The organism is Flavobacterium aquiphilum, assembly GCF_027111335.1.
GTDB classification, from domain to species: domain Bacteria; phylum Bacteroidota; class Bacteroidia; order Flavobacteriales; family Flavobacteriaceae; genus Flavobacterium; species Flavobacterium aquiphilum.
Window position 1 is genome coordinate 4,408,146 of the sequence record NZ_CP114288.1, and the last position, 23,422, is coordinate 4,431,567.

The 23,422-nt window shown below is 34.1% G+C and carries 20 protein-coding genes; 5 read left to right on the forward strand and 15 right to left on the reverse strand.

What is annotated here, in order from left to right; all coding sequences use genetic code 11:
- Nucleotides 1-4: 4 nt before the first annotated feature.
- From gatB/aspS to OZP12_RS17805, 3 genes are read right to left on the reverse strand one after another with little or no spacing between them, the layout of a single operon-like run.
- A complete protein-coding gene (gatB/aspS, locus tag OZP12_RS17795; protein WP_281226430.1) occupies nt 5-3,355 on the reverse strand; it encodes a bifunctional amidotransferase subunit GatB/aspartate--tRNA ligase AspS in 3,351 nt (1,116 codons plus the stop codon).
- Entirely contained in the window at nt 3,355-4,752 is a 1,398-nt protein-coding gene (locus tag OZP12_RS17800; RefSeq protein ID WP_281226431.1) for an amidase family protein, read from the reverse strand. Before OZP12_RS17800 ends, gatB/aspS begins: the two co-directional genes overlap by 1 nt.
- Before the next feature lies 1 nt (nt 4,753).
- Nucleotides 4,754-5,023, reverse strand: coding sequence for an Asp-tRNA(Asn)/Glu-tRNA(Gln) amidotransferase subunit GatC (locus tag OZP12_RS17805; protein WP_281226432.1), 270 nt, complete (start codon nt 5,021-5,023; stop codon nt 4,754-4,756).
- Nucleotides 5,024-5,459: 436 nt separating this feature from the next.
- Between OZP12_RS17805 and OZP12_RS17810 the strand changes: the two genes are divergently transcribed.
- The gene (locus tag OZP12_RS17810) at nt 5,460-5,888 is read left to right on the forward strand and encodes a hypothetical protein (RefSeq protein WP_281226433.1); all 429 of its coding nucleotides are present in this window, start codon (nt 5,460-5,462) and stop codon (nt 5,886-5,888) included.
- A 35-nt stretch (nt 5,889-5,923) separates the two neighbouring features.
- Nucleotides 5,924-6,415: a hypothetical protein gene (locus tag OZP12_RS17815; protein WP_281226434.1), complete on the forward strand. Its 492-nt coding sequence runs from the start codon at nt 5,924-5,926 to the stop codon at nt 6,413-6,415.
- Between the two features lie 141 nt (nt 6,416-6,556).
- On the opposite strand, the gene OZP12_RS17820 is transcribed toward OZP12_RS17815, so the two are convergent.
- From OZP12_RS17820 to OZP12_RS17835, 4 genes are all read right to left on the reverse strand, one after another.
- Nucleotides 6,557-7,006, reverse strand: coding sequence for a hypothetical protein (locus OZP12_RS17820; protein ID WP_281226435.1), 450 nt, complete (start codon nt 7,004-7,006; stop codon nt 6,557-6,559).
- Between the two features lie 122 nt (nt 7,007-7,128).
- Complete coding sequence (locus tag OZP12_RS17825; RefSeq protein ID WP_281226436.1) at nt 7,129-8,937, reverse strand: porin family protein; 1,809 nt, start codon at nt 8,935-8,937, stop codon at nt 7,129-7,131.
- A gap of 82 nt (nt 8,938-9,019) precedes the next feature.
- A complete protein-coding gene (locus OZP12_RS17830) occupies nt 9,020-9,883 on the reverse strand; it encodes a PhzF family phenazine biosynthesis protein (RefSeq protein ID WP_281226437.1) in 864 nt (287 codons plus the stop codon).
- 5 nt (nt 9,884-9,888) lie between these two features.
- Nucleotides 9,889-12,903: a tetratricopeptide repeat protein gene (locus OZP12_RS17835; RefSeq protein WP_281226438.1), complete on the reverse strand. Its 3,015-nt coding sequence runs from the start codon at nt 12,901-12,903 to the stop codon at nt 9,889-9,891.
- 248 nt (nt 12,904-13,151) lie between these two features.
- Between OZP12_RS17835 and OZP12_RS17840 the strand changes: the two genes are divergently transcribed.
- Both OZP12_RS17840 and OZP12_RS17845 read left to right on the forward strand, forming a co-directional pair.
- The gene (locus OZP12_RS17840) at nt 13,152-13,835 is read left to right on the forward strand and encodes a cell division ATP-binding protein FtsE (RefSeq protein WP_281226439.1); all 684 of its coding nucleotides are present in this window, start codon (nt 13,152-13,154) and stop codon (nt 13,833-13,835) included.
- Entirely contained in the window at nt 13,835-14,722 is an 888-nt protein-coding gene (locus tag OZP12_RS17845; RefSeq protein ID WP_281226440.1) for a glycosyltransferase family 2 protein, read from the forward strand. Before OZP12_RS17840 ends, OZP12_RS17845 begins: the two co-directional genes overlap by 1 nt.
- A gap of 123 nt (nt 14,723-14,845) precedes the next feature.
- On the opposite strand, the gene OZP12_RS17850 is transcribed toward OZP12_RS17845, so the two are convergent.
- From OZP12_RS17850 to OZP12_RS17860, 3 genes are read right to left on the reverse strand one after another with little or no spacing between them, the layout of a single operon-like run.
- On the reverse strand, nt 14,846-15,946 hold the full coding sequence (locus OZP12_RS17850; RefSeq protein WP_281226441.1) for a glycosyltransferase family 4 protein: 1,101 nt from the start codon (nt 15,944-15,946) through the stop codon (nt 14,846-14,848).
- Entirely contained in the window at nt 15,943-16,347 is a 405-nt protein-coding gene (locus OZP12_RS17855; protein ID WP_281226442.1) for a sugar 3,4-ketoisomerase, read from the reverse strand. Before OZP12_RS17855 ends, OZP12_RS17850 begins: the two co-directional genes overlap by 4 nt.
- Nucleotides 16,348-16,349: 2 nt before the next feature.
- Nucleotides 16,350-17,453: a glycosyltransferase gene (locus OZP12_RS17860; RefSeq protein WP_281226443.1), complete on the reverse strand. Its 1,104-nt coding sequence runs from the start codon at nt 17,451-17,453 to the stop codon at nt 16,350-16,352.
- A 36-nt stretch (nt 17,454-17,489) separates the two neighbouring features.
- Here OZP12_RS17860 and OZP12_RS17865 point away from each other — a divergent pair, with 36 nt between their 5' ends.
- Nucleotides 17,490-18,395: a glycosyltransferase family 2 protein gene (locus tag OZP12_RS17865; RefSeq protein ID WP_281226444.1), complete on the forward strand. Its 906-nt coding sequence runs from the start codon at nt 17,490-17,492 to the stop codon at nt 18,393-18,395.
- A gap of 10 nt (nt 18,396-18,405) precedes the next feature.
- Here the strand turns inward: OZP12_RS17865 and OZP12_RS17870 are convergent, their stop codons facing one another.
- The 5 genes from OZP12_RS17870 to OZP12_RS17890 form a co-directional block, all read right to left on the reverse strand.
- Entirely contained in the window at nt 18,406-19,170 is a 765-nt protein-coding gene (locus tag OZP12_RS17870; protein WP_281226445.1) for an acyltransferase, read from the reverse strand.
- Entirely contained in the window at nt 19,163-20,650 is a 1,488-nt protein-coding gene (locus OZP12_RS17875; RefSeq protein WP_281226446.1) for an oligosaccharide flippase family protein, read from the reverse strand. The genes OZP12_RS17870 and OZP12_RS17875 overlap by 8 nt, the downstream gene beginning before the upstream one ends.
- Before the next feature lie 4 nt (nt 20,651-20,654).
- Nucleotides 20,655-21,755, reverse strand: a complete 1,101-nt coding sequence (locus tag OZP12_RS17880; RefSeq protein ID WP_281226447.1) for a DegT/DnrJ/EryC1/StrS family aminotransferase — start codon at nt 21,753-21,755, stop codon at nt 20,655-20,657.
- Nucleotides 21,752-22,729, reverse strand: coding sequence for a GNAT family N-acetyltransferase (locus tag OZP12_RS17885; RefSeq protein ID WP_281226448.1), 978 nt, complete (start codon nt 22,727-22,729; stop codon nt 21,752-21,754). Before OZP12_RS17885 ends, OZP12_RS17880 begins: the two co-directional genes overlap by 4 nt.
- A gap of 76 nt (nt 22,730-22,805) precedes the next feature.
- On the reverse strand, nt 22,806-23,411 hold the full coding sequence (locus tag OZP12_RS17890; protein WP_281226449.1) for a trimeric intracellular cation channel family protein: 606 nt from the start codon (nt 23,409-23,411) through the stop codon (nt 22,806-22,808).
- Nucleotides 23,412-23,422: the final 11 nt, after the last annotated feature.

A 23,422-nucleotide genomic window follows, 5' to 3' on the forward strand; every position in this document is an offset into this window, starting at 1 on the left:
TATCTTAATTATTTATAATTCGGACATTCATTTCTTCTACCTTTTTAGCAGATAAAAGTGTCGGTGCTCCAAACAACAAGTCATCGCTGGTTCCGGTTTTCGGGAAAGCCATTACTTCACGGATGGATGCCTTTTTCTCCAAAATCATCATCAAACGGTCAATTCCCCAAGCGATTCCTCCGTGTGGTGGTGCGCCGTACTGAAATGCTTTATACATCGTTCCTACGCTCTTAATCATTTCTTCTTTGTTGTAACCCATATTTCTATAAGTTGCTTCCAAAATCTCCGATTTATGCGCACGAACCGATCCTCCGCCAATTTCGTAGCCGTTCAGAATTAAATCATACTGTTGTGCAATGATCGTTCCTATTTCGTTGTCGTCACCTTTCATGTGTTTTTCCAAATCATAAACAGCAGGCATAGAGAACGGATTGTGAGTAAATGTCCATCTACCTTCGTCTGTTCTTTCAAACATTGGGAAATCAACTACCCAAGCCGGACGCAATTCTTTTGGATTAATCAAGTGCAACATTCTACCCATTTCCTGACGAACAGCATCCAACGCTTTATTGGCCGTTGCATAATCTGCTGCCGAGAAGAATACGATATCTCCCACTTCTGCATTGGTCGCTTTTATAATTCCCGCTGCAATCTCTTCTCCTAAAAACTTAATAATTGGCGACTGCAATTCGTCTTCGTTTACTATAATATAAGCCAATCCTCCCAAACCGTGTTGTTGAGCAATCGCGGTAAGGTTTTCGATTTGACCTTTAGACATACGTTTATTACCTTGCTCTTTGGCTGAAACCTTGATACATTTTACGATTCCGCCTTCTTCAATTGGTTTACTGAATACTTGAAAAGTAGTATCTTTTACAATTTCGGTAATGTCCTGCATTTTTAAGCCGTAACGAAGATCTGGTCGGTCACAACCATAGAAATCCATTGCATCCTTATAGGTAATCACTTCAAATGGTTTCAAAATCCATTTATTTCCGTATATCTTTTTAACTACTTCATTAAACATTTTAGTGTTCAAATCGATAATTTGCTGCATACTAGCATAGGCCATTTCGATATCCAACTGTGTAAATTCCGGCTGGCGGTCACCGCGGGAATCCTCATCTCTAAAGCATCGTGCAATTTGGAAATATTTCTCATAACCGCTCACCATCAGCATCTGTTTGAATTGCTGCGGCGCTTGTGGCAAGGTGTAAAACGCACCGGCTTGTTTACGGGAAGGAACAATAAATTCACGCGCGCCTTCATCGGTTCCTGCGCTCAAAATTGGCGTTTCAATTTCTAAAAATTCTTCTTCATCAAGAATATCTCGCAATAACTTGATTACTTTATGACGGTTCACGATCGCTCGTCTCACCTCATCATTTCTGTGATCCAAAAACTTGTATTGAAAACGAACTGTTTCATTTGTTTTTGCCGCCCTTTTGATTTCAAAAGGCAATGTTTTAGACAAGTTCAAAATCTCCAATACCGAAGTTTCCAATTCGATTTTTCCTGTACGCAATCCAGCATTGTAATCATCTTCATTACGCCCAACCACTTTACCGGTTACAGAAATCACCGATTCCGGTTTTAATTTCACTAACTCGTCAATATTTGGGAACGATTCCCTGCTGATACGAACTTGGAAAATTTCATAACTAGAATCACGTAAATCGATAAACATCAATTCTCCGTGGTCACGAACACTCGAAACCCAACCGGACAACATTACTTCCTGTCCGATGCTTTCTTCTGATAATTGTGAAATTTTGTGTGTTCTATACGTGTCTTTTATAATAATCGGAATTTCAGGGAGCGATTCTTCCTGTACGGAAAAGTCACGACTTGTCCCTACGTTATTATTTTCGGGCAAATTGCGATTATCTTCCTTTACGGACAAGTCGCGACTTGTCCCTACCCCACCTAATTTATCTAAAATAATTTGACGGATTACTTTTCCATTCGCTCCTTTTCCGACAATACCTAAAATCTTTCCGACCAAAATACCTGCTTTTCCTTGGTCTCCCGCTTTGATATCATTGGCGACAGCCTCATTTTCTGAAATCACTTTCGCAATAACCTCCTGTATTTTATCTTCAGAAATGGTGTTTTCTTCAAAATATTTATTGTAGTCAAAAGTTCTGTCTTTCAAATAACCCACAATCGCATTTTGAACTAAAACCGCCGTGATTTTTTCGGCTTTGAATAATTGGAAAATTTCAATTAAATGATCAATACTGTGGATTTCGGCATAATCATCAACTTTCAAATTATTAGCCAAAGTTTTGGCAACAAACAAAGGATCATTTATTTCTTTGTTAATTGTCACAAATGTTTTAGAACGAATCGCATCTGCCGTGAAAAACTTAGCATCTTGAGGCAAAACACCTCCACCAATCAAAATTGATTCCACTGCAAAAGGCAATGCGCTTGTATCTACTTTAATCGCTTCGATTTCTTTTTTAATCGTTACAAAAGGTAAATCCGGCTCAGAAATAAAACGGTAATCCGCTTCAAATTCTTTCTTACGCATTGTTTTGGTCTGCTTTAAATCGGCATCCCAAAGCACCGTCGTTTGATCCGGTCTGAATTCTTTGTGTTCAATAAAATAATTGAATTGTTTTTCTACTTCTTCTTTCAAAGCTTCCACCATAAACTTAAACGAGTTCAAGTTTTTGATTTCGGTTCTTGGATTCAAATCATAACTGTGTTTTTTTCGCAAAGACACAGAAACGTCCGATTTAAACTCTCCTTTCTCCAAATTCGCTTCAGAGATTCCTAAATTCTGAACAATACGCTGAATATATTGAGCATAAGTCGAAGCATCCTCAATATTTCTAATACAAGGTTCCGTAACAATTTCAATCAACGGCACTCCCGCTTTATTAAAATCAACTAACGAAATCTTTTTTTCGTGCATCAATTTGGCAGCATCCTCCTCGATATGAACCTGAGTTAAATTCACAGTAAATTGCGTACCATCATTTCGGTAACAAGAAACGTGTCCGTCAGGGATTATCGGGTTGTGAAATTGCGTAATCTGAATATTTTTCGGGTTATCCGGATATTCATAATGCTTTCTGTCCCAAGAGATCACTTCATTACTAAAAGACGAATCCACCGCTTTTCCGAAATAAATCGCTTTTGTAATCGCTTCTTTATTTACGGCAGGTAAAACTCCCATTTGTCCGGTACAAACCGAACATATATTTTGATTAGGTGTTTCAATTTCTTGATTTGGACAAGAACAAAACAACTTGGTTTTGGTATTCAATCGAACGTGAGTCTCAAGTCCAATTACCAATTCTAAATCGTGGGCTTTTATCGCCGCTGTTAATTGCTCTAATTCCATTATATTGTATCCTTTAAGAAGTTTGCAAACTTCAACACTAATTCATCATTATTTTTTGCTGCAGTAACCTGCAATCCTGTTTTAGTTCCTTGTGGCAAGGTCAATGTTGGTAATTGCCCCAAACTAAAACCAACCGTATAGGCGTCTGACAAATACATTGCCAACGGATCTTTTAAACTGTCTCCAATTTTTGGAGGCATACTTGGTGTAACCGGTGATAAAATAATATCAACTTCTTCGAAATCTTTACTGAAGTTCTCCGAAATCTGGTCTCTCAAAGCCAATCCTTTCAAATAGATTTCATCCGAAAAACCTTGAGACAACACTTGATTTCCGCCTACAATTCTGCGTTTCGTCTCTTCCGAAAAGTTCTCTGAACGTGTCACCGCATAGCTATCAATCAAATTATCACCTTCAATACGGTTTCCATAATTTGTTCCGTCCAAACGAGATAAATTCGAAGCTGTTTCGGCCATTGCCAAAGTATAATAAGTCGAAACCAAAATATCAGATTTGAAAAAATCCAATTCTTTTACTTCAATTCCTTTGGCTTTTATTTTTTCGATACTTGCCAAGAAATCGGCTTTTATTTCAGGATTAATTGCTTCGCTTTCGATAAAGTTTTTAAAATAACCTACTTTTTTCACTTCTGAAGCTGCGATTGCTTCTTCAGAAATTTCAGTTGAAGCGATTGAGGTTTGATCTTTTGGATCTTTTCCACTCATCACATTCAAGACAATTCGGATATCTTCGATTGATTTTGCCAAAGGCCCAACACAATCGGTAGAAGAAGCATAAGCCATAAGTCCAAATCTAGAAACTCTTCCGTAAGTTGGTTTCAAACCATAAATATGATTGTAACCGGCAGGCTGACGAATAGAACCTCCTGTATCGCCACCGATAGAAAAAACCGTATAATCTTTGGCAACATTCACCGCAGATCCACCGCTTGAACCACCGGCAACCAAAGAAGGATCGATGGCGTTTTTCACGGCACCAAAAATGGTATTTTCGCTAGATGATCCATGACCAAAACTGTCACAGTTTTCTTTCACCAATGGAATGGCACCTGCATCCAATAATTTTTGAATGGCGGTAGCTGTGTAAGGCGATTTATAATTTTTCAACAAATCAGAACTTGCCGTAGTGTAAGTTCCTTGCACCATATAAACATCTTTAATTCCAAAAGGAATACCTTCCAACAGACCGATTTCCTCGCCTTTAGCGATTTTGGCATCAACCTTGGCAGCTAAATCCAAAGCCAAAGTATCCAACAAAGAATTTACGGAGTTATATGTATTTTGTTTAAGTAAGTCTAATTTTTCTTGTACAAGAGCCGTACAACTTATTTCTTTTGACACCAATTGTTGGTGTATCTTTTTTATTTGAGAATCCATTTTATCCTTCTATAACTTTTGCAACTACTAAAAAACCATTTTTCTTGTTCGGGAAGTTTTCTAAGATGAGTTGTTTTTCAATAGCCGAACTCTCTACCACAACATCTTCCCTTAAATCACTCACTGACACGCAATTATAATTGACATTATTTAAGGAATTATCATTTAATGAATTGGCATTTTTAATTACATCAAATAATTTGTTCACGCTCTCTGAAGGCAGTGCTCCTTTAATACTCGACAATATGTCGACTGTCATTATTTTGCTCATAATTTTACTTAGTTTTAAAGTCAAACTTTTAAGCTCGCGAAATTACGAAAAGTTTTTTTAGGGATTTCTATTTTTTTTAATGATTTCAATAGCTTTCAGTATAACTAGAGCATATTAACAAGCATTATGTTAAAACCATTTGCATTATATCACATAATTTTGAAATAGTCAGGCAGAATTAACAAAATGAAAATATAAACATACACTACGCTGATTATATCGTGTTTTTTAATTCTTTGTCAACACTTTCTTTTGCAATATAATATTTACATTCTTATGTGATTTTTTATACATTTGATTGAAATAGTAAAAAAAAAGTCTAAATGAGGAAAATCATCAAGGAATTGATTTTTTTTTAGCTTTTAGTTTTGGGCTCAACTCCGAATTAAATATTCTCAAGAAATCATAACATAACTATTTAATTTTAACAACACGTATGAAAAAAGAAAATGAAAGATTATTAGCATTAGATAAAATTTATAATAACATAAATTATATTAGAAATCTTGAAGAGCCTATTGATGAACGTCATTTAGGAAGTATAAGTTGCGTAATTATAGACTATTTAGATTCATACGAATATAATTCAAAAGGTTTATTGCTTTGGTTATTAGGATATTTACATGGATTGGATTCTAGTTCAAAAACCATAAAAGAACAATTAGTATATGTCAAGCAGCTACTTCATGATATAGACAATGATAGATTTCCACTAAAAGATATAAATGGAAATGATGACGATTTCACAAAATATAACTACAAAAGCAGTGACAATTTTAACCAACAAAATAATAGATATGACAACGAAAAATATTATAATGAAAATTTAGATTTGGATCAACAGAACCCAGACTTTTATTCCTAAATTTATTAAACAATAGTAGAATTAAAACGATAAAGATGGATATTTCAATAGCAGTAATTTTATTTCAAATAGGGATTTTTTTAATAATGACTTATGCAGCTTATAAAGGGGTTTGGTATTTGAATATATTGACATTAATAATAATCGTTTTTACATTAGCCAATGTTAATGCTTTTCCATTAATGGCAATACAATTTTTCACTATAATCATTAGTTACACTTTTTGTTTAAATAGAATTAACGCAAATAAATGCGTGTACATTCTAAGGAAAAAGAACAGAATCGAATTAATTTTAATCATACTGATTAATCTTGCAATAATATGCTTAATGATATACGGGTGGACTTGGTTTACTATTTTTTATTTTAAAAACTATGGGGATTTTACTGAAGAATGGTTTTTGCAAATATTAGGCGTAATTTCATACATTATTATGTTAGGCTTCGCATTAATGATTTCTGGTCTTCGCTATTTTCAATTAGAAAAAACAACAAAAGAACTTTTTTCAAGTTTTCAGACCAAATAAATATTGTGGGGTAATAATTATATTTGCAGCGATTTTTTATTTACTAAAAATATTTTCAGAAAAATAATATTCGTAATTATAATAATTGTAATAATTGTAATTGCATTAGCTGTTTTTATAGCAATGGCTAACGGCTAAAATTCACTCCACACTCTCAATCAAATACTTCGTTCCGTTAATTTCGAAAGTAAAACCAACCCTGTTTCCCATTAACTTATTCCCCAACGGAGATTGCGGAGAAAGTGCTATAACATTTACACCTCCAATATTGATTTTTGGCAAAGCCAAAGACAAGTACAGATAAATTCCGTTCGCTTTTACCAAACTACCCAGAATAATGGTTTCTGCCACAACTGAAGCATCTAATTTATCCAAAATCGCTTTTTGCTCCAATACCTCTTTGAGTTTGGCATTAAGTTTTTCCTGTTCGATATGCATCATCGACAAAGCGGTTTCGTGCTTATCGCCTGCCGAGCCTTTAGCATCGTTTTTCGAATCTTCGGTCAAACCTGCAATCATGTCTCGGAAAGCATCAATTCTGTCCTGAACTAATTGAAGGTAATAATTGTATATTTTTTGTTTGAAAATCATGGCAAAGAAAGTTACTAAGTTGCAAAGTTACTAAGAAGCTAAGATATAAAGTCGTCTATTAATGTCCCAATGTCTTCATATCTAAAAACTTCGAAACCTTTTAAACTTAGAATCTTAGCAACTTAGAAATCAAACTTATAATTTCCTCCAGCCATCACTTGAAAGCCCTGAACCTGATAATTCAACCATTTTTGATAATCATTATTCAAAATATTATTGGCTTTGAAAAAGAAAGTAAATCTGTCGTTGTGTTTGTATCTTAAATTAGCATTCAAATCAAAATAACCATCCAAAGTGATTGGCCCTGGCATAACAGTATAAGCAATATCGGTATTCCATTGTTGATCTTTGCGTTCACCTACATAAAACAAGTTGATTCCCATCAGCCATTTTTCAGTTATTGCAAAATCGACTTTCGAATTCAATTCAATCGCAGGTAAGTTCCAAGCTTCCTCCTGAAATTTAGTCGTATAAGTGCTTACTGTAGCATCGGCTTCAAAAGTCACTCCTTTGGCCAAATCTGCTTTGATTTCGCCATATAAATGCATGATTTTCAAATCGTCATATACTATTTGAAATGAATTCCCAAAAGCGTAATTGGCACTTGGATTTTTTTCGGAATAATTACCGCTTTTATACAAAGCTTTATTCTCATCATATATGAATGAGGCTTTGACATCGTAGCTCACTGTACTGGCCAATTTTCCTTTTAATCCAATATTTACATCATACATCTCATAAGTTGGTTTTATCTCCAATGTAGGAGAAACATAAGGATTTCCATCAACAAAACCTTTATAGGTATTTTGATTCACGTTTCCGTTAGCACCGGTATAAAACACCATCAAATCACCAACTAAATTATAGGAAGCTTTAACAGCCGGATACACATAAAACTTATTACTGTTTTTTTCTTTATCCATACTATAGACTAAACCTGCTCCAATATCGATTGTCCAATCATCTCTTCTCATTACAAAACTAGGCACTATCCCCAAATTTGTAAAGCTGTACTTAAGGTCAGAAGTATTGGTTCCTAAATAATCCCTTTTAAAACTACCGTCAACATAATCGACAAAAACTTTTGTTTTTATCGCTTCATCAAGAATGTCAAATTTAAAAGTAGGCGCTAATAGAAAACGATTCTCTGCAGAACTATAAGCATCAGTAAAATGGGTTGCATCCAGATTAACATCTTCCACAGTACTATCTTCAAAAGCAAGCGAACCACTAGCCGTAATTGTATTGTACGATTGCTGCGGATCAATTCCGTTAATTAAGTCCATACTTTCGGCAAGGGTCAATGTGTTCCCAAAACCAGAAGGTAATCCGTACCAATTATAAATTTGGTTTTGATACCCAAGTTTTACTTTCCAAGTCATTTCCTGCTCATTGCCACCATAAAACAAATCGATTTTAGTATCAAAAAATGAATCCTCCAACATAACTTCTTTTATACCTCCTTGCGAAGAATTATGACGAAACATCCCCCCAACATATTCACTATTATTAAGATCTTCATTCACGTACAATTCGGCGTTCAATCGACCGTAATTCCCCAGGCCAACTGTCGCATAATTTTTAAACAATTTCTCTTGTTTTCCTTTTTCAACAACTTGGGCATTTCCTTTAGAAGGAGAAAAAGTAGAAGCTACAGGAAAAGGTAAAATCGAATATTGGACATTTTCTTTTTTAGCATTTTCATCATTGGTAATAACAGGAACTTCTTTTTCTTTGAAAGCATCCGAAATTGTTGGAGTATATGGTTTTACCACATTTACTACTTCAGTCCCAATATTGTCCTTTTTGTTTTGAGCAAATGAAAATTGGGTAAGCAATAAAAGTATCCCCACCCCAATTCTCCCCAAAGGAAGCGGAGTCGAGAACATTAAATACTTACTTATGGATGTCTGTATATTTTTGATTTTCATCTTTTCTCTATTTTCTTTATTCTAAAGTTTATTTTCTAAAATCTGCTTTCTAATTTCTAACTTCTGAATTATGTCTTCTTTCCTAAACTTCCCACTCCCCTTTTGCAATGTATTGTGTTTTTCCTCCGATTTTAATATCAAAAAAATCACCTGTCAATTTTCCGTCAAAATAAATTCGGGAAGGCCTATTGATAAAATCGCCCTGATGATTGACCGTTTTGATTTCAGGCGAATGGTATTTCAAAAGATAAGCCTGTAAACAAGTACTCGCACTTCCGGTAGCAGCATCTTCCATGATTTGATTGCTTTCGATATACAACATTCGGCTTAGCAATTTTCCTTCGTCAAAATAATAGAAATACAGCGCTCTGTGATTTGTTTTACAATGAAACAAAAGCCATTCTTTCATTTTTACCAATTCAAGATTCAAATTCTCCAATGCTTTTTTGCTTTTAAGCGGAACGATCACAAACGCACTTCCAGTAGTCACTTCCTGAACCGGAAATTTATCATCAAAATCGGAAATACTTAAATTACTGAAAGACAACAAACCTTCTTTCGGAAAAACATCAAAAAATTGAGGCTTCGCGGCCTGCAACCAAACCAAATCGCCAGATTGCTGAATTGGAATTTCACCAACTGGAACTGTCAGTTTCAAATTATGCGGTTGGCTTTCGATTATTTTATTCATCAAAACCCAAGAAGTCCCGATGACTGGATGACCAGCAAACTGCATTTCGTGTTCGGCGGTAAAAATTCGAATTTCGGCACTGCTATTTTCAGGTTGAATACTGGTGATAAAAGTGCTTTCGGCAAAATTAATTTCACGTGCGATTTTCTGCATTGTTTCAGTATCCAGACTTTCGGCGTCCAAAAAAACAGCCAATTGATTTCCGGAATATTTTTCCTCGGCAAAAACATCCACGATATAAAAAGGTAATTTCATATTATTTATTTAGTGATTGATGAATTTGTTTTGGCTTCCTCCGATTTTATTCTGGTTAATTCTGCTTTGGCTTCTTCAACCACATCCGAATAATTGCCGAAATTCTCTATCACATTATCCAAAACGTAAGTCGCCTGATAACTATCTTTCAATCCGTAATAGTTTTTTGCCATCAAAACCAAACCTTTGGCTCCAAAATAACGGTAACTTGAATAGTTCTTGGCCAGTTTTTGAATCGCTGTATTCGAAAGCTCAAATTTTCCGTCTTTATTTTTAAAATAAGCGTCATAATACAAAGCTTCTGCAGCGAGTTCTCCTTTACTTACAGTCAACAATTTCGCGTAAGCATCTTTGGCTTTGGCCTCATCGCCAGACTGCATCGCAGAACGGGCTACAATAATCTGAGCATCGCTTTTTACATTATCTTCTGTTTTCGGATTATTCAAAACTCTGTCCGCATAAACTACTGCATTTGCATAATCCTTTGTTTCGTAATAACATTTCATCAAATTCGCTTGCGCAAATGTTTTATTCTGTGGAAAATCGGCTTCTTTTTCAATGCGGACCAAAACCGGACTCGCTTTTCCGCAATCATTACCTTTCAAATATATTTGGGCTAATCGAACCAATGATTGCTCGGTATATTCGCAACGTGGCTGGTTTATTACGTACTCATAATTAGGAACCGATTTATTTTCGGAACCTTCAGCATAATACAACTGCGCCAATTGAAAATTAGCTTTCAGCACATTAACACCATTTGGAAATTTAGAAATATACCCGCTGTATCCAGAAATAGCTTGTTTGTTGTTACCTTGTCCGTACTGCTTTTCGGCTGCTTCAAAAGTATCGTTATCCAACTCCAAATCGGTTACGGCAACAAAATCCAATGTTCGAACCCAACTCGCATACTCTTCCACTTTTCCATTATCCACATAAATGATACGGGCTGTTGAAACCGCTTCGTATGATTCGGGAGTTTTAGGAAAATCAGAAGCTACTTTTTTGAATTTGGCAAGAGCCAAATCATCTTTATCTGAATTATAATAAATCAATCCTTGACGCAAAATAGCTCTTGAAGTATAAGAACTATTTTTAAAATTCGTCACAATTTTATCATAGGTTTTTATTGCCAAATCCTGCTTATTTTCGGCCACATAAGTATTCCCCAATTCAAACAAAGCATCGTCTTGATACTCAGACTTTGGATACAATGTCAAAAACGAATTCAGCTCTTCTATTTTTTTGTTGTTTTTTGAAAGGAATCCGTAGCAAAGGGCTTTTTGGAAATAGGCATAATCACCATCTACACTTTTGGATTCAATTACTTTAATATAAGCGTCCAATGCCTGTTGATATTTCGATGTTACAAATCGGCAGTCAGCAAGGCGTAAATAAGAATCATTCAAACGAACCTTATCTGTTTTATTATTGTCGATTTGACTTTGGAAAGAATTTCCTGCCGCATCGTATTCTTTCAATTTAAAATTGGTATAAGCGATGTTGTAGTTGATGTTTTTATATTCAGGTGTCTCTTTGGCTTTTGACATTTCCGCAAATTGCTGATAACTCAACAACGCTTCTTTATAAGAGTCCAAATTATATTCTGATTCCGCTTTCCAAAAAGAGGCGCGAGCTGTAATAGCAGCATCTTTTGGTTCTTTTATTGCTTTTTCGAACATCAACAAAGATTCCGAATAATTTCCTTCGTTATAGAGTTCCAATCCTCTGTAAAAAACAACTTTTTGATAGGCTGCCCTATTTTCTGAAGTTTTGTTTTTTTCCAATAAACTCAAAGCCTCTTTGTAATTTTTGGATGAAATATAAGAATCAATCAACAGTTTCTCTACAGTGCTATTATTTGGGTTTGAAGGATATTTATTCATGAAACCCAACAAAATCTCAGGAACACTTTGGTAGGAATTCCCAATTTCATAACTCAATTTTGCATAATTCAAACTAGCATCTTCCTGAAGTTTTAAATCAAAATTCATTTCCGAAGCATTTTTGAAAGCATTCAATGCCTGTTGCTTTTTCCCTGATTTCAAATAACTTTCTCCCAAATGATAATAAGCATTTTGGGCGACAAAATCATTCCCATCAATTATTTTATTGAATTGCGCGATGGCATTTTCATAATCTTTTTGAACATAATAGGCATATCCCAACTGATAAAAATCGGTATTGTTCCATTTTCCTTTTTTTCCTTTGTAACCTACCAAATAAGGAATTGCTTTATCGTATTGTTTTAAGTTAAAATAGCTTTCACCAATAATTTTATTCAATTCTGATTTTTCCTCAGGGGTAGAATTTGGCATTGCTTTAATTCCTAAATCAATGGCTTTTTGAAATTCTCCTGCCTTGAAACTCATGTCCGATTTGTAATAGGACAATTTTTCAGAGTATTTTTCATTGCTTGCAACCTGGTCAAATTGTTTATTGGCCTCCACATAATCATCCGATTCATAAGCCATGAAACCCATATAGTATTTGCTTTGCGTTCCATATTCATTGGAATTGGCTACTTTACTAAAATAATTTTTGGCTTCTTTTGTTTTTTTGGAATCAAAATAGCAGTATCCTTTTTGAAAATTATATTTGTCGCGATCGCTGTTTTTCAAAACACTTTCATCAACCTTATTGAACCATTGCAAAGCTTCCTTGTATTCCTTATGATCAAAGTAATAATAAGCAACATCAATGTAAGCTTGGTTTTGTTTGCGGCTTGAAGGGTATTCTTCAACAAAACGGTTAATCAATTCCTCAGCATTTTCCTGATCTGTACGAATAGCACAATTGGCAATATAATAAGCACAATCCGATTTCAAACCTTCGGTCGTGGCGGCATCTTTAACATTCTTAAAAATGATTTGAGCCGAAGTATATTGCTTGTCTTCGTATAAAGAAAGTGCTTTATCGAAATCTTTTAAAGAGTAAGTATAAATGGTTGATTCTTGCGAATAAAGGGAAGTTATTTGAACACTAGAAAAGAATAAAAATAGCCAGGGAAGTTTACGCATCGTTGTTATTATTTATATCGTCAAATATATTATATCTGCTTTTATAACGGAAGGCACTCAACTTTTATTATAAACTATTTTTAAACAAAATCCTTTCCCCAGACCTATCTACAAAAGAGAGAGGAACTAAACTAAAAATCAATATTTACTTTCTTTCGAAATTTTGTCTTTTGTTTTTTGTTTTTTGTCTTTTGATGATTGCTTTTTGATTTTATCTTTTTATTTTTACCCAATAAACAAATTCTATCATGTCACAATCAGTACTGTCTTTAAAAAACGTAAACATATATCAAGAAGGAAAAATCATTTTATCTGATGTAAATTTGGAAGTCAATCATGGCGAATTTTTATACATCATTGGAAAAACGGGTTCAGGAAAGAGTAGTTTATTAAAAACATTGTATGCCGATTTACCATTATTGGAAGGTGAAGGGAAGATTGTAGAATATGATTTGGCTTCCTTAAAAGAAGATGATATTCCTTTTTTGAGAAGAAAGATTGGAATCGTTTTTCAAGATTTCAAATTATTACCGGACCGTACTGTAAAAGACAATATGCTTTTTGTTTTGAAAGCAACAGGATGGCATGATAAGGCAGAAATGGATGCCAAAATAGATGAAGTTCTTGACAAAGTAAACATGAAAGACTTTGCTAATAAAATGCCTCACCAACTTTCAGGAGGAGAACAACAACGAATTGCCATTGCGAGAGCTTTATTGAATGACCCTGAATTCATCCTTGCCGACGAACCAACAGGAAACCTTGACCCGCAAACCAGTGTGGAAGTTCTTGAAGTTTTGAAAAAAATCAATGCCAACGGAAAAACAGTGATCATGGCTACCCACGATTATGCCTTGTTGATGAAGTTCCCAAGCAAAACCTTAAAATGTGAGGATGCCACCATTTTTGAAGTGGTGCAAAGAACAGTGTAATGCTGTCCATTCTTATTCCTGCTTACAATTACAATGCTTTTCCGCTTGTTTTGGAATTGCATAAACAATGTTCTGATTGTGAGTTTAAATTTGAAATTTTGTGTCAGGACGATGCCTCAAATTCAAAATGGAATGAAGAAAACCAGAAAATAAATTCTTTAAGTAATTGTGCTTTTTCTATTAATAATTCAAATCTTGGAAGAGGTCTGAATAGAAACTCATTGGCAGAAAAATCCAAATACGATTTTCTACTGATAATGGATTGTGATACTTTTCCGTGTCAAAATAATTTTATCAAAAAATATCTGGAATTGATCCCGAAAACCTCTATTGCTTTCGGGGGAATTGAATATAAAAAAGAAATCCCCAGCGAAGAACAGCTTTTACGTTGGGTTTATGGAAATAAGAGGGAATCTCTTTCAGTAAAAGACCGAAATAAAAATCCCAATGGTAAAGCTTTAACTTCTAATTTATTGATAAAAAAGGAAATTCTATCACAGTTTCCTTTTGATTCATCAATAACAAAATATGGCTACGAAGATTTGTGTTTTTTGTCGGTTCTAAAAGCCAATAATATCAATGTTCTCCACGTTGACAATCCAAGTTATCATTTGAATTTAGAGACTTCGATTATTTTTCTAGAAAAGACAAAAACAGCGATTGAAAATCTTGCTCAAATTATCAATTCAGGTAAATTCCCAAGCATCGAAAGTAAAATCAATTCGGCTTATATTGTTTTAAAAAAATTAAAACTAGTTTCTGTTTTCGCTTTTATTTTCGGCAAAACAGAATCAAAAATAACGGCCAATTTACTTTCCGAAAAGCCTTCTCTCCTATTGTTTGATTTATACAAATTGGGAAAATATTGTCAATTTTGTTCAGTTTAAATTGTTTAAGAGTTTAAATTGTTTAAAGTTTTAAAACCGCGAATTGCTTCGCCTATTCGCTATCACTCGAGTCGCAAATTTTTAATTTTAAATCTAAAATTGAAACCCCAACTTTTTAAACACTTAAACTTTTAAACAATTTAAACCTTTAAACAGTTCCTCCCACTGCTCCATAATTCCGTCGATTTTATATTTCTTGATACTTTCCTTAGCATTTTTACCCATTTGCAATCTCAAATTTTCATCTTCGATAAGCGATTCCAGTTTCTGGACAAATGAATCGACATTTCCGTCTTCAATCAAAAAACCGTTTACTTCATTGTCTATAATTGCTCTCGGTCCTGTAGGGCAATCATAAGCAACGCATGGCAAACCCGAAGCTAATGCTTCCAATAATGCCATTGGAAATCCTTCGGAACGGGAGGTCATTACCAATATTGATGAAGCCAAATATTTTTCTGAAATATTTTTTACGGGTTCGTTCAAACTTACATTCGATCCCAATCCTAAATCGGAAACAATTGGTTGCAAATAGGTAATTGAATCGCCATAAATTTCCAAAATCCAATCAGAGTGCTTTTTTATTACTTTTTCCCAAATAAGCAACAATCTGTCCAAGCCTTTTTCATAAGAATTTCGGGCAACGGTAATTACTTTTTTGGATTTTAAATCGGCAGAAATATCGTTTTGAATCCAACAAGGATTAGGGATTACCAAACCGTTATTTACATTCCATTCGCTCAAACTTTCATTCGAAAGCGCGACCACTTTTGAAAATTTATTGGCCGAAAAATCTTTGAATCTGTATTTAAGAGAAAGTTTAATTTTTGAAATTAAATCCGATTTCAACTGTTTTTCTTCGACAAATTTTGATCCATGACATTCGAAGATAATTGGGATTTCGCCAGACAAAATAAACGGAATTGCAAACGCTTTCAAACCATTGTCACAAACCACAATTGCATCAGGTTGAATCGCTTCTACTTTTTCTTTCAATGATTTTCTAAAAGCATTAAAAAAATAAAAAGCCTTTCCGCTCAAAATCATGTCGTGAAAAACAATCTTTTCATTGAAGGAATAAAACAATGGAAAATCTCCTTTGTTTTGAGTAAGGACGTGAATTTCATACCCAAACTTTTCGACAAAGTAATTCAGTTTTAACGACAAAACCCGAGCCACTCCTCCTTCATTATTCAGTTTGGGAACGATGTAGAGTAATTTCATTTTTTGAAATTCAGGAATTCATCAAAATCTCTTATATAATCTTCTTCCGAAAAATCATCGGAAGCCAAAACCAAACAAACGGAACCCGAAGAAAAATTTTCCAATTCCCGCCAAATCCCTTTGGGAATAAGCAAACCTATATTAGGTTTATTTAATAGATAACGCTTTTTTTCGGTACCATCATGTAAAGTCACTTCAAAACTTCCGCTCAAAGCTATCAGCACTTCCTGTTGATCAATATGGGCATGCCCGCCCCTAAAAGCGGTACTTGGAACATCAAAAAGATAGTAAATCCGCTTAAAATTAAAAGGCAAAAAATCACTTTGAATAATTCCCAAATTCCCGCTTGCGTCTGCAACAACAGGTATTTCCAATAATTGAATCGCGTTCAATGTTTCCATTTTTAAATCGTGTTAATCTGCATTAAATCCAGCCACTGATTGCCAATTGTATCCAACAAAAAAGGTCCAATACTTTCTTTCGCATTTTGTTTACAATATTGATATAATTTTTCGTCATTGACAAATTCATTCATCGCTTCTGAAAGTTTATCCCAATTTTGATTTTCGACCAAAATTCCGTTTTCTTTATTTTTAATAATCGTTCGCGGGCCACAAGGACAATCAAATGAAACCACAGGAACTTCACAAGCCAATGCCTCCAAAATAACATTTGGCAATCCTTCATTTTTACTGCTCAAAACTAAAAATTTAGCCTTTTTCAAATACTTGAAAGGATTGTTTTGATAGCCCAAAAAGTGGACAAAATCAATTACACCGTTTTCTCCTGCAACTTTTTTTAATGCTTCATCATTACCTTCTCCTACAATTACAAGATGAATTTTCTTTTTGCTCAATTCAGAATTGGCGTAAGCCAAAATCAATTTATCAAACTGCTTGATGTTATTTTCATATTGCCCAATCGCAATTATATATTCAAAATCAAGGTCGATCGAATCGTTACTTTTTTTACAAATTTCCTCTAAATTAACCGGATTAGGAATCGTAACCACATTATTCAATTTATGTTTCCTAACAATCAATTCCTCCATCTCTTGAGTTAATACTACATTCGCATAACAATGATTGTAAATTAATCTTGTCAGCCAGGAATTGTTTGGCATATAATGATCAATCAAAAAACTATGGACGGTAAAAATCGTTTTGGCATTGTAAATTAATCTTGCCAATAATAATTCCTGAAGGATTTTGGTTCGAAAACGAAAATCGATTATAAAATCAAATTCGTTCTCTTTTAGATATTTTCGTAATGAAATCAGCCGTTTAATTTTATTGAATACACCATTCGTTTTATTCTTCAGTAAACCCAAATTGACCAGTTTCCCCGAATATGGATAAGTGACTTCATCCAAAACAATAATTATATGGACATCAATATTATTTTTGGCAAAGAAAAGAGATAAATTAGCCATGACTTTATCGCTACCACCACCACTCAATCGATAACCGATTAACGCAATTTTATATTTTTTGTGGGGCAATATCATTTTCGTTTTGCTATTTTAGTCTCAAATATAACCATAATGCTGAACAATCCTCTCGTTACTATCATTTGTTTGTGCTACAACCACGACGCGTATGTAGTGGAGAGTTTGAATGCGGTTCTAAATCAATCTTACCCTTCTATCGAACTTATAATTGTGGACGATTGCAGTTCTGATAATTCCACAAAAGTAATTTCAAATTGGCTTGCTAAAAATCCAGAAGTTCAATTCGTAACCAATGAAACCAATTTAGGGAACACAAAATCCTTCAATAAAGCGCTGAAACTCGCCAAAGGAGAATTCATAATCGACCTAGCCGCCGATGATATTTTGCTACCCAATTGTTTGACATTACAAATAGAAGCCTTCAAAAAAAACAGTTATAAAAACTTAGGAGTCGTTTATGGCAATGTCGAATTGATTACTGAAAACGGTGCGTTTGATTCTTATTTTTTTCCGGTAAACGATCAAAAAAAAGTAATCGAAAAGAGAGCAAAGGGTGACATTTACCTTTCTGTCATTTCTGGCGGAAACAGCATTTGTTCTGTTTCTGCCATGATGAAGAAAAGTATTTTAGATCAATTAGAGGGTTATGACGAAAACTTGGCCTATGAAGATTTGGACTTTTGGATTCGGGCTTCACGCCAATATGAATTTGATTATATTGATGAAATTCTTGTTCAAAAAAGAGTAGTTACTGATTCTTTAGGAACTCAGTTCTTCAAAAAAAATAATGAACCAGCTAGAAAAATAAATCATTCAACTTATTTAATTCTGAAAAAAGGAATAGCACTCAATCGCAACAGAGCCGAGGATTTAGCCATTCAAAAAAGAGTACATCACGAAATTGTTCACTCGTTAAAAATGAATGATTTTAATTTGTTTTTTAAATTTATTGAGTTGCGTTTTTTATTGTTTAAGCGAAAGTTCTTTGCGCATAAATAATAGTTTAATTCTAAATCTGAACAATCAAATATTTCACTAAAGGCTCTTTTTCACTTTCCCAATCACGGCTATAATTATTTTTCAAAAGTTTCGCCGGAATTCCTCCTAATAGAATATTGCTTCCCAAACTCGTATAATCTTTATTGCACAAAGAATTTGAAGCAACAACACAATAATCCGGTGTTCTGGTATTTGGCATTATCGAAGTCCTATTGGAAAATGCATTATAGTGACCAATATAAATTGGACCTTGAAGCGGATAATGTTCGCCATTCAAAGTGTTTTTCATGGGATGAAAATTCGTGTCCATCAATTGTGATTCATGCCCTAATCTAGACCAATCGCCAATAAAAACTTTATGAGTACAAAAAACTTTCACACTAGATCCCAAACATGACATATACCCAAACTCACACTCTGCATTTTCACCAACATACAAAATAACATCTTTCCCTAATTGGGTATATCCGTTAAATATCAGCTTTCCATAAAGTGAAAGTTGCGCAATTCCTTTAGACTTAACTTCTATTTCAAATTGTTGTCCAAAGCCAATCATTGCTGTTTTTATTGGTCCGTTTATTATGATTTCTCCTTGAATGCTTTGAAAATGCACTTTCCCATAAAAAAACACAGGAAGTTTTTTGGCTGTTTGAAACGGAAATTTTTTAAAATTAAAATAGAGCGTTTTTGTCCAATTTACCGAATAGTAAAACTTCAATTTATGATATACAGATCGTAATTTACGATACATTTTCTTCACCATCTCTTTAATCATTTTTCTTTTTACTAATCGAATTAAACAAAAATTTTAAACCAATTTTTTGATTCAAATGATACAAAACAAACCCCAAAGACAAGATTACCATTAATGCCATCAAAGTGTATTTCAAAATTGGATTTGGAACATATCGAATAAAAAATGTGGCAATACACATAATTATGCAAATAATATAAGTTCTGTAAAATTCGGCATCAAAATAAAAATCATATCGCTTTTTTGTAATTATTTTTAAAGCGGTTAAATGTACCAAATAGTATATCAAAAAACTAAAACCAAGCCCTTCCAAACCATATAAATAATAGCCCAAAATATTTAAAATCACCGACAAAGAATTAAAACCAAAAGCCGTTTTAATAAACATATCCGAATCTCCTTTGGCAATTAAAATAAAACCCATCGACCATGAAACAGCACGAAACAACATTGCCAAAATTCCAAAACAAACCATCGGGATAATAGAAACGAATTTTGGCGTAAATAAAATTTTTACAATCAATGGAACAAACGTCAAAAACAAAATTACGATTGGAGTCATTATAAAAACCGACATATATGATTGCTCCATCACACTAATTCTTACTTTATCATTGTCATTGCAAATGGATGATAACTTTGGAAAATAGTCGGTGCTCATAACCGTAAAAACAATTCCGACATAAGAATTCAGCAAAGTAAAACCTGCGTTGTAAAAACCAACCTCAGTTAATCCACCATTTTTTCCAATGTAAATTTGAATAATATACGATGCCAACAAAGTCAATAATCCGCTTAGCGAAAGCATTAATCCAAGTTTGATTATACTTTTTCCTTCAACAATTATTTGAGAATTTGGCACATCAATTTTCTCAATTTTAATTTTCTTCGAATAATAAAAAGAAACCAATAAAGAAGTCACTGAAGTTACTAGAATCGTAGGCGCAATGGCATCAATTCGATAAAAATAATACAACGGAATAGAGAATAACAATCCAATTAAATTCCCATAAAAGTTTGCTTTCGCTAATATTCTCAGCTTTCGCAATCCCTGAAAAACTACCATTTGCCCAATAGACAATTGTTTAAAAAGCAGTGTTATTGACAAATAAACGAACAGATAGGTATAACTGGAATTCCCGAAAGTAAGTTCACTCAACACTTTTGAAAAAAGGGCAACAACCAAAGTTCCAAAAATCCCAACCCAAAAAGTTAATCTTTTAACAATAGCAATAATTCTAGAAACCGAGCTTAAATCGGCTTCCTCATTTTGCTCCGAAATGTGTTTTACAGCACTGGTTTCGATTCCCAAACCGGTAATTCCCCCGACAGTATTCAGGGCCGAATTCAGTAACCCAATAATTCCCATTCCTGCAGGTCCAATAAAAATCGCAATCAGTTTTGTCCTGATAATTGAAATAAGAATATTCAAAAACTGCATCCCTCCAAAAATAGATGTCGCTTTTAGAATCTGCAAGTATGACGATTTACTTTCGGACACTATTTCAATATTTATTTAAAATTGAAATCACATAAGCCACCTCATCTTCTGTCATTACCGGACTCATCGGCAAACTCAATACTTCATTGTGAATTTTTTCGGTTATCGGAAAAGACAAATTATTCCAAGCTTTCAACGCTTTTTGCTTGTGTGGCGGAATAGGATAATGAATAACTGATTGAATTCCGTTTATCAATAAATAATTCTGCAAATCATCTCTGCTTTGAGTTCGAATGACAAAAAGATGAAAAACATGATTATTAGTTAAATCCCAAAAAGGCAGTAAAATTTTATTGTTTTTTATTTCGGACAAATAACGTTTGGCAATTGTTCTTCGTTTTTCATTATCGGCATCTAAATTAGGTAATTTCAGGTTCAAAAAAGCAGCCTGCAATTCGTCCAATCTGGAATTTACACCCACAAAATCATTCTTATATTTCGTTTCCGAACCATAATTCCGAAGCGCCCGAATAACTTTGGCAAGCTCCGAATCGCTAGTCAAAACTGCTCCTCCATCACCAAGTGCACCGAGATTTTTTGTTGGATAAAAACTGTACGCTATGCTCGATTTTAGATTTTTGATTGCTGATTTTTGATTGCTGATTGCCCCAGTTGACTGGGCCGCATCTTCTACAACAATTAAATTATTTTGTTTAGCGATTTCAAATATGGCATCCATTTCGGCCAATTGACCATACAGATGCACAGCTAGAATCGCTTTGGTTTTTGGAGTAATTTTTTCTGAAATTAAATCTGGATTTATGTTGTAAGTTTCCAACTTCGGTTCTACCAAAACAGGCATTAAACCCGCTTGAATTATCGAAAGAATACTTGCGATATAGGTATTGGCCGGAACAATAACCTCATCACCTTTTTGCAATTTACCCAACTCCATATAGCCTTTAAAAATCAAGGTCAGCGCGTCCAAACCATTTCCCACTCCGAGGCAATAACCGGCTCCGCAATAACGAGCAAAATTGGTTTCAAACTCTTCGACTTCCTTACCCAAAATATACCAACCACCAGCTAAAACTGATTTCAGTTTCTCCTGAAAAGCGGTTTCATAGGGTTCGTTTATTTTTTTTAAGTCCAGGAAGTTTATCATCTTAATACATTTTCCAATTTAAAAAAATTAGCAGTTTCCACTTCATAAAAATCCTGAACAACAGTACTAGCCCCAAAACTTTCTTTCCAAAAAGACAATCCTTTATTCAAAATCTTACCTTGACTTTCATTGGAAGTTCCAAAATCAAAAAACTTTTTATCTTTAAAAATTCCCATTATTAAGTGGTAATATAAAAAATCCAAACTTCCTGTTTCATTCTTGTTTTTACCAGCTGAAATATATTGGGAATGAATCACATTTTCACTTTCAAACAAAGTCGCACCCGCTACAATCACATCTTCGTCATAAACATTAAACTGACGAATATTTTTAGGGAAGCTCTTTTTTAAATTTGTTATCTCCTCCAAATTATGAACGGGTTTCGACTGATATTTTTTTTCCAAATTCGGAATTAATAATTTGTTCCAAAATTCCTCAAAATCATTTGTTTCTTTGATCTCAAGCCTTTTTAGGATTCCCTTTTTTATCCCTTCTTGTCTGCCTTTTGAAATTAAAACTGGTTTTGATAAATCTATCACTGAAAGTGTTTGCCTTCTAAATAATTGGGCTTCCGCCAAAAACAATGCATAATTCAGTTCTTCTGCGGGTTTGTTGTGATAAATTGACGGTAGTAACTTGAGTTGAATCTTAGAAATTCCATTCTCTTTCAAATAAATCAAAATAGCTTTAAAAACTAAAATCACAGAAGCCAATTTCAATTTTTCACCATACACCAAACCACCATAAGTCAACCCTTGATGCGAATAAACACACTCACCTTCTTTATTCGCAGGCAAAATTGCTACTAACTTTTCATTTTTATAAATCATCAAAGAATAATCCTCAAATCGGTCTTTGTGATAGTCCATAAAATCACGGTGAAATAGGAAAGTCGCATTTTTGGCCTTGCTGATAAAAGCATTCCAATTAGCATAATCTTTTTCGGTGAATCGTTTTACGGTGTATTTTTTCACATTTAGTTATTAAGAACTGGAAAAGTACACAATTACGGGAATATTCTAAAACAGGAATGATGAAATTTAATTACTCTTATTTTTTATGCTCTATGGGAGAAAGGTGCCACTTATATTTTACAGCCATTAAGCGAACAGCGATAATAACCAACGAGGTTATTAGATACAAAATATCATCCTCTAAATTCATTTTTCGGAGGATAAAAAATATGATTCCTCCCAAAATACAGATAGTCGCGTAAACTTCTTCACGAAAAATCACCGGAATTTCGTTGCATAAAATATCACGAATAACCCCTCCAAAACAGGCTGTCATAGTTCCCAAAGCGACACAAATAATGGGATGAAGCTCGTAATCTATCCCTTTTTGAATTCCAATTAAAGCAAAAACGCCTAATCCTATAGTATCGAATAAAGCTAGTGAAATTCGAAGTTTGTCCAATCTTTTTCTAAACACTATCGTCAAAATGAATCCCAAAACAATCATGTAAACATACGTCACATCCTGCATCCAGCCCACCGGCATACGTCCTATCATAACATCCCTCAGAGTTCCGCCACCAACGGCAGTCACAAATGCAATAATAAAAACGCCAAACGGGTCCAGCTTTTTGCTCATCGCCGTTAACGCTCCCGACATGGCAAATGCCATGGTTCCGATGATGTCGAGTAGATGAAACATATTTGAAGTTG

Bases quoted from the DNA above. Each gene is read 5' to 3' on its own strand.
- OZP12_RS17840 (WP_281226439.1), top strand. From the start codon at position 13,152: ATGTCACAATCAGTACTGTCTTTAAAAAACGTAAACATATATCAAGAA.
- OZP12_RS17890 (WP_281226449.1), bottom strand. From the start codon at position 23,411: ATGTTTCATCTACTCGACATCATCGGAACCATGGCATTTGCCATGTCG.
- gatB/aspS (WP_281226430.1), bottom strand. From the start codon at position 3,355: ATGGAATTAGAGCAATTAACAGCGGCGATAAAAGCCCACGATTTAGAA.
- OZP12_RS17855 (WP_281226442.1), bottom strand. From the start codon at position 16,347: ATGGAAACATTGAACGCGATTCAATTATTGGAAATACCTGTTGTTGCA.
- OZP12_RS17850 (WP_281226441.1), bottom strand. From the start codon at position 15,946: ATGAAATTACTCTACATCGTTCCCAAACTGAATAATGAAGGAGGAGTG.
- OZP12_RS17800 (WP_281226431.1), bottom strand. From the start codon at position 4,752: ATGGATTCTCAAATAAAAAAGATACACCAACAATTGGTGTCAAAAGAA.
- OZP12_RS17820 (WP_281226435.1), bottom strand. From the start codon at position 7,006: ATGATTTTCAAACAAAAAATATACAATTATTACCTTCAATTAGTTCAG.
- OZP12_RS17805 (WP_281226432.1), bottom strand. From the start codon at position 5,023: ATGAGCAAAATAATGACAGTCGACATATTGTCGAGTATTAAAGGAGCA.
- OZP12_RS17870 (WP_281226445.1), bottom strand. From the start codon at position 19,170: ATGATTAAAGAGATGGTGAAGAAAATGTATCGTAAATTACGATCTGTA.
- OZP12_RS17815 (WP_281226434.1), top strand. From the start codon at position 5,924: ATGGATATTTCAATAGCAGTAATTTTATTTCAAATAGGGATTTTTTTA.
- OZP12_RS17845 (WP_281226440.1), top strand. From the start codon at position 13,835: ATGCTGTCCATTCTTATTCCTGCTTACAATTACAATGCTTTTCCGCTT.
- OZP12_RS17810 (WP_281226433.1), top strand. From the start codon at position 5,460: ATGAAAAAAGAAAATGAAAGATTATTAGCATTAGATAAAATTTATAAT.
- OZP12_RS17860 (WP_281226443.1), bottom strand. From the start codon at position 17,453: ATGATATTGCCCCACAAAAAATATAAAATTGCGTTAATCGGTTATCGA.
- OZP12_RS17835 (WP_281226438.1), bottom strand. From the start codon at position 12,903: ATGCGTAAACTTCCCTGGCTATTTTTATTCTTTTCTAGTGTTCAAATA.
- OZP12_RS17880 (WP_281226447.1), bottom strand. From the start codon at position 21,755: ATGATAAACTTCCTGGACTTAAAAAAAATAAACGAACCCTATGAAACC.
- OZP12_RS17830 (WP_281226437.1), bottom strand. From the start codon at position 9,883: ATGAAATTACCTTTTTATATCGTGGATGTTTTTGCCGAGGAAAAATAT.
- OZP12_RS17825 (WP_281226436.1), bottom strand. From the start codon at position 8,937: ATGAAAATCAAAAATATACAGACATCCATAAGTAAGTATTTAATGTTC.
- OZP12_RS17865 (WP_281226444.1), top strand. From the start codon at position 17,490: ATGCTGAACAATCCTCTCGTTACTATCATTTGTTTGTGCTACAACCAC.